General features: G+C 70.2%; 12 protein-coding genes. 1 reads left to right on the forward strand and 11 read right to left on the reverse strand.

All coding sequences use genetic code 11. The features are described 5' to 3' along the window. The 8 genes from QN152_13015 to QN152_13050 form a co-directional block, all read right to left on the reverse strand. A partial coding sequence (locus QN152_13015) for an extracellular solute-binding protein (GenBank protein MDR7540427.1) occupies positions 1 to 660 on the reverse strand: 660 nt, incomplete at its 3' end. A gap of 80 nt (positions 661 to 740) precedes the next feature. Beyond that, a complete protein-coding gene (locus tag QN152_13020) occupies positions 741 to 1,580 on the reverse strand; it encodes an IclR family transcriptional regulator (protein ID MDR7540428.1) in 840 nt (279 codons plus the stop codon). After that, on the reverse strand, positions 1,577 to 2,950 hold the full coding sequence (locus QN152_13025) for a cyclic 2,3-diphosphoglycerate synthase (GenBank protein ID MDR7540429.1): 1,374 nt from the start codon (positions 2,948 to 2,950) through the stop codon (positions 1,577 to 1,579). Before QN152_13025 ends, QN152_13020 begins: the two co-directional genes overlap by 4 nt. Then, complete coding sequence (locus tag QN152_13030) at positions 2,947 to 4,263, reverse strand: aspartate aminotransferase family protein (GenBank protein ID MDR7540430.1); 1,317 nt, start codon at positions 4,261 to 4,263, stop codon at positions 2,947 to 2,949. The genes QN152_13025 and QN152_13030 overlap by 4 nt, the downstream gene beginning before the upstream one ends. Positions 4,264 to 4,418: 155 nt before the next feature. Beyond that, positions 4,419 to 5,642: a hypothetical protein gene (locus QN152_13035; GenBank protein MDR7540431.1), complete on the reverse strand. Its 1,224-nt coding sequence runs from the start codon at positions 5,640 to 5,642 to the stop codon at positions 4,419 to 4,421. After that, complete coding sequence (locus tag QN152_13040; GenBank protein MDR7540432.1) at positions 5,639 to 6,487, reverse strand: LptA/OstA family protein; 849 nt, start codon at positions 6,485 to 6,487, stop codon at positions 5,639 to 5,641. Before QN152_13040 ends, QN152_13035 begins: the two co-directional genes overlap by 4 nt. Before the next feature lie 8 nt (positions 6,488 to 6,495). Then, positions 6,496 to 7,992 carry an aldehyde dehydrogenase family protein gene (locus tag QN152_13045; GenBank protein MDR7540433.1) on the reverse strand — a complete coding sequence of 499 codons (1,497 nt, stop codon included), beginning with the start codon at positions 7,990 to 7,992 and terminating at the stop codon, positions 6,496 to 6,498. Between the two features lie 18 nt (positions 7,993 to 8,010). Continuing rightward, on the reverse strand, positions 8,011 to 9,108 hold the full coding sequence (locus QN152_13050) for an Mrp/NBP35 family ATP-binding protein (protein MDR7540434.1): 1,098 nt from the start codon (positions 9,106 to 9,108) through the stop codon (positions 8,011 to 8,013). A gap of 123 nt (positions 9,109 to 9,231) precedes the next feature. Here QN152_13050 and QN152_13055 point away from each other — a divergent pair, with 123 nt between their 5' ends. Next, a complete protein-coding gene (locus tag QN152_13055) occupies positions 9,232 to 9,495 on the forward strand; it encodes a hypothetical protein (GenBank protein MDR7540435.1) in 264 nt (87 codons plus the stop codon). Here the strand turns inward: QN152_13055 and QN152_13060 are convergent. From QN152_13060 to QN152_13070, 3 genes are all read right to left on the reverse strand, one after another. Continuing rightward, complete coding sequence (locus tag QN152_13060) at positions 9,476 to 9,847, reverse strand: DUF971 domain-containing protein (GenBank protein MDR7540436.1); 372 nt, start codon at positions 9,845 to 9,847, stop codon at positions 9,476 to 9,478. The two genes, QN152_13055 and QN152_13060, sit on opposite strands and share 20 nt — an antisense overlap. A 9-nt stretch (positions 9,848 to 9,856) precedes the next feature. Continuing rightward, entirely contained in the window at positions 9,857 to 10,606 is a 750-nt protein-coding gene (locus QN152_13065) for an SRPBCC family protein (protein ID MDR7540437.1), read from the reverse strand. 76 nt (positions 10,607 to 10,682) lie between these two features. Then, positions 10,683 to 10,877: hypothetical protein (locus QN152_13070; GenBank protein MDR7540438.1), on the reverse strand; the 195-nt coding region annotated here is incomplete at its 5' end.

The following is a 10,877-nucleotide window of genomic DNA, read 5'->3' on the forward strand; positions in this document are numbered from 1 at the left end:
AATGATCCCCACCTGCGGTCGCAGCGAGTACAGGGTCTGCTCCAGCTTCTTCAGATCCTCGCCGCGGATGCGGTAGGGCCGCCGGAACCCCAGGTAGCGCCCGATCATCCCCATGTTGGGCAGGTACCAGTCGAACAGGACGATCTTCCCCTTGTATTTGGGGTTCCACATGATCTTGATCGACCGGGTCTCCTCCGCCTTGACGAACTTAGAGTTGTAGACGATCCCGTAGAAGCCGAAGCGACTGACAACGCTGTATAGCGTCCCTTTCACGTAGTTCTGGTCGAACTTCTGCCAGCGGGTGAAGAAGTTCTTCACTTCGGGATACTCAGCCGCGTTCAGCGGGAGCAGCAGGTCGCTGCTCACCAGCTTGGCGATCCAGGGCGTGTCGGGTGTGGCGATGTCCCACTCCCCGGGTCGTGCCGCACTGAGGATGGCAAACATCTGGTCGGAGCTGGGGTAGATCTTGGAGTTCACCTTGACACCGTAGCGCTGCTCGAAGGGCTTGATGATCTGCTCCTCCTCGTAGCCCGGCATCACCAGTATGTTCAGCGTCCCCCCAATGCGTTGCTGCGCCTGCGCGCCGGACCCGGCCAGCACAACAGCCACCAGGACGGCGGCCACGCCGAAGACTCCGAAACGTGTCGACAGGTTCCTCACTGCACCCCCTCCCCTCCTCGCCTGATACTGGCGCACCGCGGAACGGGGTTCCGCGGCAGCCTATCAACAGTACCACCCGCTCAACCGTGCGGATGACGGCGCGTCATCTGTCTCCCATCCTGCCCACCCCCTTCACCTAGGGCCTCCGCGCCGCCCGGGCGCGCCACGGCGGCGGACGCGCCCATCAGGCGGCTGGCCGCCGTCGCCGCAGCCCGGACGTGGCGCTGCATCTGGGCCAGGCGTGGCAGGACCCGTGCGCTCGGCCCGGAGATGCCCACGGCCGCGACGACCCGGCCGGCGGCATCCCACACCGGGCCGGCCACGCAGGCCACCCCCAGCTCGTGCTCTTCCCGGTCCACTGCGCACCCGGCGGCGCGCACTGTGGCCAGGGCCCGCCGCAGCGCCGTGGCTGTGGTCATGGTGTACGGGGTGAACCGGCGCAGGCGCAGCCGCCGCAGCAGCCCCTCAGGATCGGGCGCATAGGCCAACAACACCTTCCCCACCGCGGTGCAGTGTAGCGGTACGCGCTGCCCAATCTGCGTGAACAGCTTGGCGATGTTCACGCCGACGATGTGATCGATGTAGACCGCCTCGGTCTCGTGGAGGATGACCAGGTTGGCCGTCTCCCGCGAGTGCGCCGCCAGGGTGGCCAGCACGGGGCGCAGCCGGTCCCGCAGGTCTGCCGCGGCCAGGAAGGCGCTTCCCACGCGGAAGGCCTGGATGCCCACGCGGTAGCGACCGCCTGCGCTCTCCTGCTCCACGAAGCCGCGATCACGCAGCGTAGCCAGCAGGCGATAGGTGGTGCTGGCATGCAGGCCGACAAGCTGGCTGACCTCCAGCAGGCTCAGGGGCTGCCGGTGGTCGGCCACCACCTGCAGAATGCGCAGGGCGCGGTCGGCCGACTGGATCGGTCCGCTCATCCCCCCACCCCCTTCCCGCTTCCAGGGACAGCGGGGACGCGCGCGCTGCGCGACCGGGCGACGGCCAGACGCGGCAGTAGCAGGTCTGCCAGCGCTCCGGCGGGCCGCTCCTCCAGCTGGTAGAGCACTCGGACCACCGGGCGGGCGATGGGCAGGACGCGGCGCAGGTCCACCGGGGTGGCACAGACCACGACATCGCAGGGGACGGCGTCGATGGTCGCGGCCAGATCCGCCAGTTGCTCCTTGCCGTAGCCCATGGCCGGCAGCACCGGCCCCAGGTGCGCGTAGCGGGCGTAGACCTCGGCGATGGAGCGCACCGCCCAGGGACGGGGGTCGACAAGGGTCGCTCCGTGCTCGCGGGCCGCCAGTGTCCCCGCTCCGTAGCCCATCTCCCCATGCGTCAGCGTGGGGCCGTCCTCGATGACCAACGCCCGTCTCCCACGCAGCTGCTCCGCGTCGTCCACCTCAATGGTCAGCGCACCCTCCACCACCGCGGCCGTGGGGTTGAGGGCGGCGACGGAATCACGCACCGCCTGCACGGCCGCGGCGGAGGCGGTGTTCACCTTACTGATAAGCACCACGTCGGCCATGCGCAGGTTGGCCTCACCCGGGTGGTAGCGCTGCTCGTGCCCCGGGCGGTGCGGGTCCACGACAACGATGTGGACGTCCGGCCGGATGAAGGGGAGGTCGTTGTTACCGCCTTCCCAGACGATCACATCCGCTTCCTGCTCGGCTGCCCGCAGGATGCACTGGTAGTCCACCCCGGCGTAGACGGTGGTGCCCTGGGCCAGGTGGAGCTCGTATTCCTCCCGCTCCTCCAGCGTGCAGCGGTAGCGGTCGAGGTCCTCCCAGGAGGCGAAGCGCTGGCACACCTGGGCGCGCAGGTCCCCGTAAGGCATGGGGTGTCGCAGGACGACGACACGCCACCCGGCGCCGCGGAGGATGCGTACCACGTGCCGCGTGGTAGGGCTCTTCCCGGCTCCGGTGCGCACGGCGCCGACAGAAACCACCGGTCGGGCTGCCGGCAGGGCGGTGCGCCGCGGGCCGAGAAGGATGAAGTCGGCTCCCGCCGCCAGCGCGGTGGAGGCCAGGTGCATGACATGCTCGTGGCTGACGTCGCTGTAGGCAAAAACCACCGTATCGACCTCCCGGCGGCGGAGCAGCGCTGCAAGCTCCCCTTCCGGGAGGATGGGGATGCCCTGCGGGTAAAGGCCGCCTGCCAGCTCGGGCGGGTAGCGGCGGCCGGCGATGTTGGGAATCTGGGTGGCCGTGAACGCCACCACCTCATACTCGGGACGGTCGCGGTAGCAGACGTTGAAGTTGTGGAAGTCGCGCCCCGCGGCACCCAGGATGACCACGCGCGTCCTCACGGCGCATCCGCCCCCGGATGCTGCAGATCGCCCACGGCCTCGGCGAGGATGCCCAACCCGGTGGCCAGCTCCTCCGCGCTCGCGGTCAACGGTGGGATGAAGCGGATGACGTGTCCAGCGTAGCCGGCCGGGTAGAGGATCAGCCCGCGGCGGAGGCAACCCTCCAGGACCGTCCGCACCGCCGTCCCCGAGGGCCGCCCGCCCTGCTGCGGATCGACGAGCTCGATCCCAATCATCAGTCCCCTGCCCCGCACCTCCCCGACGTGCGGCGACTGCTGCGCCAGGCCCGGAAGCGCCTTCCACGCCTCGGCGGCGCGCTGCCGGGCGTTCTCCAGGACCCCTTCCTCCCGGAAGACCTCTAGCGTGGCCACGGCCGCGGCGCAGGCCACGGGATTACCGCCGAAGGTGGTGCCGTGGGCACCGGCGGGCCAGCGGGCCATGAGCTCCGGACGGGCGGCCACGGCACTCAGTGGCAGACCCGAGGCGATGGACTTGGAGAGCACCATAATGTCGGGGTCGACGCCGAAGGTCTGCGCCGCGAACATTTCCCCCGTGCGCCCGAAGCCTGTCTGGATCTCATCGAAGACAAGCAGGATGCCATGTCGGGTGCACAGCTCCCGCAGCCGCGGCAGAAAGTCCGGCGGAGGAACAACGTACCCGCCCTCGCCCAGGATGGGCTCCACGATCACCGCGGCGACCTCCTCGGGGGCCACCACGTGGGTGAACAACCGCTCCAGGCTGACCCACGGCTCGTCGCAGCATCCCTGCGCCGGGCGGCGCGGGCAGCGGAAGCAGTAGGGATAGGGGACGTGGTAGACGGAGGGAAGGAATGGCTCGTAGTGGCGGCGGTACTTGACCGACGACGTGGTCACCGACGCCGCGCCGTAGGAGCGTCCGTGAAATCCGCCGATGAACGCCACGATGGCCGGCCGGCCGCTGGTGTAGCGCGCCAGCTTCAGGGCACCCTCCACAGCCTCGGTCCCTCCGTTGCTCCAGAAGAACGCGGTCAGCCCGCCGGGCATGACCTCTCCCAGCGCCTCGCAGAGCCGGAGGACGGAATCGTACAGGTATACGCCCAGGGGGCCGTGGATCAGCGCCTCCAGCTGCGCCCTGGCCGCCGCCACCACCCGCGGGTGGCCGTGACCGAGGTTGCAGGCGGCCATCCCCGAGACGAAGTCGAGGAAACGGCGGCCGTCGGGCGTGTAGACGTAGCTGCCGGCGGCGCGCACCACGGGCAGGCAAGGCCAGTCCTCAGCCAGGCTGGGGGCGAGCCACTGACGAACGTGCAGGAGGCGCTCCGCGAAATCGGCCATGCAAGGGTTGATTACATATTATGCAATCTATTTGCACAATGTCAAACCTAAGAACCCGAGGCTGCGGGGAAACCGCCGTGAAGGATAGACCGAGAACAGACCCGCCGGCGGGCGACCGACTCATCCAGTCCGCGTTGCGACGGCAGTCAGCCCACTCAGCCGGTGTGCGTTGCGCCGGCAGCCCCCTGCATGGCCCGCCGCACCAGCTCCCGGGCGCCGGGGTGGGCGGCCAGGAGCGGAGCGCACAGCCGCAGCAGGGCTTCCACCGCCTGCGCGATCAGCACACCCTCGCCGTTTGCCACCGCGTGCCCCGTCCAGCGCGCGTGCTTAAGCAGGACTGACTCCGGCGGCGCGTAGATCAGGTCCAGGACCACCGCCTCCGGCCGCAGGCGCATGGTTCGGCGCAGCGAGACCTCCAGGTTGCGGACGATGCCCGGCCAGGCCCGCTCCCACCAGGCGGCGGGAGGGACGGCCGGTGCGGCCAGACTGAGGCCGGGCGCGCCGGGGGTGGTGGGTGGGGACGGGAGCAGCGGCGGGTCGGCGGGCCCAAGAGGCGAGAACGGCTCCAGCCAGGTCACCCCTGCGGCGGTGGTGAGGGGACCGGACATCCCCACGCTGGTGGCGTTGACCACGGCGCCAACCTCGGGGAGCACCTCCTCCAGCTCCTCAGGAGGCACGACGCGGACCTCTGCCCCGGATCGCCGGATAACAGACGCCGTCTCCTCCGCGCGCTCCGGGTTGCGGTTGGACAGGACGATGCCCCTCCCGGGCATCCCCCTGGCTATCGCCACGCCTGCGGCCCGCCCCGCCCCACCTGCGCCCAGGAGGAGCACCGGGCGCACCCGGTCGCCCGCAGGCGCGCTCCCCTCCAGCCGCCGCAGCACCTCCAGTGCTGCCGGACCGTCCGTGTTCGCCCCGAGGAGCTGTCCCTTTGGCGTGCGCACCACCACGTTCACGGCGCCCACCGCCTCCGCATCAGCATCGACACCGTCCAGGAAGGGTATCACCTGTTCCTTGTAGGGGACGGTGACGCTGAAGCCCAGCAGAGTGGGAGCGGCCCGGCAGGCGGAGAGGAACGCCTCCAGCTGCTGTGGCGCCACGTCGAAGGCGGCGTACACCGCGGGCAGGCCCAGCGCCTGGAAGGCGGCGTTCCACAGAAGGGGGCTGCGCGAATACAGCGAGGGATGGCTGCCCAGCACACCCGCCGCCCAGGCCGCATGCACCGCAGGCAGGGCGTTGTGGACGTGCGGCCGCAGCGGCGCGAAGGGGTCGACGTGGCTCCGGTCGCCGGGGTGCGGGCCGCTACCGTGGCGGCCGCCACCCGGGCTACCGCCGTGAGAGGCGTCCCCCGGGCCGCTGCCCTGACTGCCCCGGTTCACGGCTGCTGCTCCTGGGGGATGGTCAACCGCAGCGGCCCCTCGGCCACCACCCGCCCCGTCCCATAGTCCACGGTGACACGCTGCGCCCAGAGCGTCCGGCCCTGCTGTGTCAGGCGCACCTGCCCGGTGAGCACGGCCTGCTGCGCCGGGAGCAGGAGGGACACCCGGTCCGCCGTCGCATCCATGTCGTCCACCCGGAGCCGCACGCTCCCCCAGACGGTGACCTCGCGGCGCAGGAGGCGAGCTTCCAGGCGGTCCCCCTCGGCAACGCCGCGCCTCGCCTCCACCCGCACTGCTCCGGCCATGGTCAGCAGGTCGCCCTCCAGGCGGTAGAGGAGCCGAGCCCCCTGCGCTTGCAGGTCCGTTCCAGCCCACAGCCGCACATCTCCCTCCGCCCATATCTCGGTGAGGCGGGCCGCGGCGTACCGCGCGCTGATCCGCCGACCGCGCAGTACCCCCTGTGAGGTTCGCACCGTCCCCGGGGTGAGGAGGATGGTGCGGCGGTGGAGGTCCACCTCAGCGCGGGCGCCCTCGGCGGCGGTGGTTCCGTCAGAGATCTGCACCCGGCCGGTGGCCACAATTACCCCGGCGGGCTCCACGATGAGCTCGTCAGCGGTGATGGTGATGGCATCCGTCCCAGTCGAAGGAGCTGCAGCCGGAGCGGCGTCGGTTGTTCTTATAGCGCTGGAGGTGAGAGTGGCCCGGGCTGTGCTGGTGGCGCCCGATAAGGCGGTGACGACCGTGGTGCCAACCTCCGAGGAAACCGTGGCGCCCACTGCGGGCACGGGCCCAATTGCTATCGGCAGGAGCGCCGTCAGCAGCCCCACCCGCAGGCCGCGGCGCACCGGCCGGCCTACTCCCGGTCGATCTGCGCCCGCTGCAGCCGCCCGCTGTAGTCGATGTAGACGGCCTTCCACTCGCTGAAGACGTCGAGGACCTGCTCGCCGCCCTCCCGATGGCCGTTGCCCGTGTTCTTCGTCCCGCCAAAGGGCAGGTGCACCTCGGCGCCAATCGTCCCGTGGTTCACGTAGACGATGCCGGTCTCGATGTCGTCAATGGCTTCCATGGCCGCGTTGATGTCCCGGGTGAAGATGGAGGCGGAGAGCCCGTACTGAGTGCCGTTGAGGATGGTCACCGCCTCCTCCAGCGAGGCCGTCTCGATCAGGTCGGTGACCGGCCCGAAGATCTCCTCCTGCTCGATGCGCATCCCCGGCCGCACCTGGTCGAAGATGGTCGGTGCGTAGAAGAAGCCGCGGGCCAGCTCCCCGTCGGTGACGCGCCCACCGCCGGTCAGCAGGCGCGCCCCTTCCGCCTTGCCGATCTCCACGTACTGGTGGACGCGCTGCAGCTGGGCCTCGCTGACCACCGGGCCGACTTCGGTCTCCGGCTGCAGCCCGTCGCCCAGGCGGAGGCGCCGCGCCCGCTCCACCAGCCGCTCCGTGAGCTCCGCCCGCACGTCGCGGTGCACGATGATCCGGCTGCAGGCGGTGCAGCGCTGCCCCGAGGTGCCAAAGGCGCTCCAGATCAACGCGTCAGTGGCCAGGCCCAGGTCGGCGTCGGGCAGGACGATGGCCGCGTTCTTCCCGCCCATCTCCAGGGAGACCCGCTTGCCCAGGTGGGCGCACTTCTCCGCCAGGGCCAGCCCGACCTCGGTGGAGCCGGTGAAGGAGATGAGGCGGACCTGGGGGTGCTGCACCAGGGCCTCCCCAGCCGCCCCGCCGGGGCCGGTGACGATGTTGAGCACACCCGGGGGCAGCCCGGCCTCCTCGAAGAGCTGGACGAACTTCAGCCCCAGCAACGGTGTGTAGGACGCCGGCTTGAAGACCACCGTGTTGCCGCAGACCAGCGCAGGGAGGATCTTCCAGGAGGGGATGGCCATGGGGAAGTTCCAGGGTGTGATTACGCCCACCACGCCCAGGGGCGCGCGCACGCAGTAGGCGGCCTTGTGGGGCATCTCGCTGGGGGCGGTGTAGCCGTGCAGCCGCCGTCCTTCCCCGGCGATGAAGTAGGACATGTCGATGGCTTCCTGCACGTCGCCGCGGGCTTCCATAAGGACCTTGCCCATCTCCTGGGTCATCAGGCGGGCCAGCTCCTCCTTGCGCCGCAGGATCAGCTCGGCGACGCGGAAGAGGATCTCCGCGCGCCGCGGTGCCGGCACCCGCCGCCAGGAGGGGTAGGCGCGGGCGGCCGCCTGCACTGCATCCTCAACGTCCCCGGGGCCGGACTGGGGGACCAGTCCCAGCACCTGGCCGGTGGCCGGGTTGATGGTCTCCATCACCCGCCCCGACCTGGCCGGCACCCAGGCCCCGCCGATGTAGTTCTTGTAGGTGGCCACCTCAACCGCGCTCATGTCATCACCTCAAAGGCATCAGCCCACGCGCGCCGGCAACCGGTCCACCACCCGGGCGGCCACCTGGCGGAAGGCGCGCGCCGCAGGGCTGTCCGGGTGCGTGGTGACGATGGGCTCCCCGGCGTCGCTGCCTTCGCGGATGGCCGGGTCGAGGGGGATCTCGCCCAGCAGGGGTACACCCAGCAGCTCCGCCAGGCGCAGCCCGCCTCCCCGGCCGAAGATGTAGACCGGTGGAGCATCCGGCGCCGCCTGAAACCAGGACATGTTCTCGATGATGCCCAGCACCTCCATGTTCACCTTCTCCGCCATCCGCGCCGCCCGCCGGGCCACGTTCACCGCGGCCAATTGCGGTGTGGTCACCACCACCATGTGCGCCTGAGGCAGCGTCTGGGCCAGGGTGATGGGCACATCACCGGTGCCGGGAGGCAGGTCGATGAGCAGGTAGTCCAGGTCGTCTCCCCAGTGCACCTCGCCGATGAAGGTGGTGATGGTCTTGTGCAGGATGGGGCCACGCCAGATCACCGCCTCCCCCTCGTCGGGCAGGAGGAAGCCAATGGACATGACGCGGATGCCGTCCTTCTCCAGGGGGATGATCATCTGGTCGATCACGGTGGGCTGTCCTCCCAGCCCCAGCATCCGGGGGATGGAGAACCCGTAGACGTCGGCGTCGATGATCCCGATGCGGTGCCCGGCCTGGCGCATGGCCACAGCCAGGTTCACGGTGACCGTGGATTTCCCCACGCCTCCCTTGCCGCTGGCCACAACGATGACCCGGGTGGGGGATTCCGGGGTGAGGAAAGGGGAGCGTTCCTGCGGACCTGTGGCGCCGCCGCGCAGCTTGCCGATCAGGGCCTGCCGCTGCGCGTCGCTCATCACCCCCAGGGACACCTGCACCCCGCGCACCCCGGGCAGCCGCCGCAGGCGCTCCTCGATGGAGAGCTGGATGGCATCGCGCAGAGGGCAGCCTCCGATGGTGAGCAGAGCTTCCACCGAGACCACTCCGTCCCGGATGCGGACGTCCTTGACCATCTCCAGGTCCACGATGCTCCTGTGCAGCTCGGGGTCCTGGACCTCCCGCAGCGCCTGCAGGACCTGCTCCCGGCTCACCTGATCCATCTCGTCGGCCTCCCCCCGCCGCTACTCCTTCATACTAGCACACGGATCTCGCGACCCCCGGAAGCCTGAGTTGGCCTGCCGATACTTGGGGTATGATGCACTTGCCAGGAGGTTACGGCGCCAATGGAATCGGTGGAGGTCCGTCTTGCCCGGCTGGAGGGGAGCTACGAGCAAATCGACCGGCGCCTTGGCTCGATCGAAGCCCGGCTGGGCCGTGTCGAGGTGAAACTTGACGAGGTAACGAGTCGTCTGGGCGGCAAGATCGATGCGCTGGCAGCCCGTCTGGACGGGAAGATCGATGCGCTAAGCGGGCGGGTCCACGCCCTGCTCTACGGCATCGCGGTAGCCATCCTCGTACCGATTCTCCTTAGAGTGTTCTTTCCGTAGGCGCGCCTCCCGTCCCGCCCATCTCCCGGCGGGCCGCACACCCGGCGCACTCGCAGATCTCGTACCGCAGGTAGGGGAAGGTGTAGATCCCGGTGCTGTGCCCGTCCGTCCAGACAGGGCGGAGGGCGTACGCGCCCACCCGCTCCAGGCGCAGCGCCCGGATGTTCTCCGGAATAGAGGCGGGGTCAAGGTCGCGGCGGATGTTCCACTCGCCTTTGCACGCTGCACAGGGGCAGTTCAGCCGCAGGGCGCGCCAGCCGTAGACGGAGTGGTGCCCGTCCGACCAGACGATGCGCAAGGTGGGCTCGACAACGCTGCCCACCTCGGTGGGCGTGACCATCTTCGGGCTCACCGCGTATGCTCAGCCTCCCGGCATCGGAGGGGCACCGCTCTCACCCTGAGACGAGGCCGGTGGAGATTCCAGAGGACGCCGGCGGTGCCGACGCCGGCGGCGCCGCCCCGGTCGACGCCGTGCCTCTACGGCCGCAATCTCCCCCGGAGGCGGAGAGGACGAAGGTGGCGGCGCAGGACCAGTCAGCACCGCCTCTGCGGTTCCGCCTTGCTCCGCCGAGGCTTCACCTGCGGCCGCTTCCTCCGGGGCGGCAGCAGCCTCCGGGCCGGCGGCAGCAAGCGCCGGCCTGGCGGGGACAGACCGCCTGGCCGGCGCCAGCCTGGGCAGGTCCCGCTCGGCAGCGTCCCTCACCCTGTTCAGCAGGCGCTCCACGGCGGCGCTCAAGGCCATCTGCACCGCCTGGTCACTGAGCATGGGGATTCCCGCCTCCACCTCCACCCGTGCGGTCAGGCGGGCTCCCGACCCCTCTGGCTCGACGACGTACTCCCCGCGCAGGGCCTTGAACGTCCCCCGGAGCTGGCGGAACTCCACCCGCCCCGGCGGACGCAGGCTCAGCCGCTGCACCGACTCCACCGGCAGCCCGCCGAAGTAGCCGCGGAACTCCGCCACCACCTGGCCGCCACTGCGCTCCAGGACATCCGCCACCAGCCAGATGTCGGCGAAGCGCGGCAGGCCCTCCACCCGGGTGAGCAACTGATAGACACGCTGCTGCGGGGCGCGGATGCTACGCTGTCGCTCCACACGGATGGGTCTGGTCACAGGCGGAGGGGACTGCTCACGGATGCACGGGCCAGCTCACAGGCAGACGGGGCCGGTCACGGATGCAAGAACCGGGTCACGGGCCCAGGGGCGCTGGCGCCTCGCGGCGCAGGATCTGCACCAGGTGCAGCACCCGGTCGTAGCGCCCGAACGAGGGAATCAGGTAGAAGCCCTGCACCCGCGGACGGACGGTCGTCACCAGCTCCTCGGCCAGGCGCAGCCCCAGCTCGCGGGCGTTCCGGGAAGCCTGGCGGAAGGCGTCCCGCAGGGC

This window comes from Armatimonadota bacterium, assembly GCA_031459715.1.
Taxonomy (GTDB): domain Bacteria; phylum Sysuimicrobiota; class Sysuimicrobiia; order Sysuimicrobiales; family Humicultoraceae; genus Humicultor; species Humicultor tengchongensis.

What these genes read in the sequence shown, in the direction of transcription:
- QN152_13020 (MDR7540428.1), bottom strand. Translation starts at nt 1,580, where the DNA reads ATGAGCGGACCGATCCAGTCGGCCGACCGCGCCCTGCGCATTCTGCAG.
- QN152_13030 (MDR7540430.1), bottom strand. Translation starts at nt 4,263, where the DNA reads ATGGCCGATTTCGCGGAGCGCCTCCTGCACGTTCGTCAGTGGCTCGCC.
- QN152_13045 (MDR7540433.1), bottom strand. Translation starts at nt 7,992, where the DNA reads ATGAGCGCGGTTGAGGTGGCCACCTACAAGAACTACATCGGCGGGGCC.
- QN152_13050 (MDR7540434.1), bottom strand. Translation starts at nt 9,108, where the DNA reads ATGGATCAGGTGAGCCGGGAGCAGGTCCTGCAGGCGCTGCGGGAGGTC.
- QN152_13055 (MDR7540435.1), top strand. Translation starts at nt 9,232, where the DNA reads ATGGAATCGGTGGAGGTCCGTCTTGCCCGGCTGGAGGGGAGCTACGAG.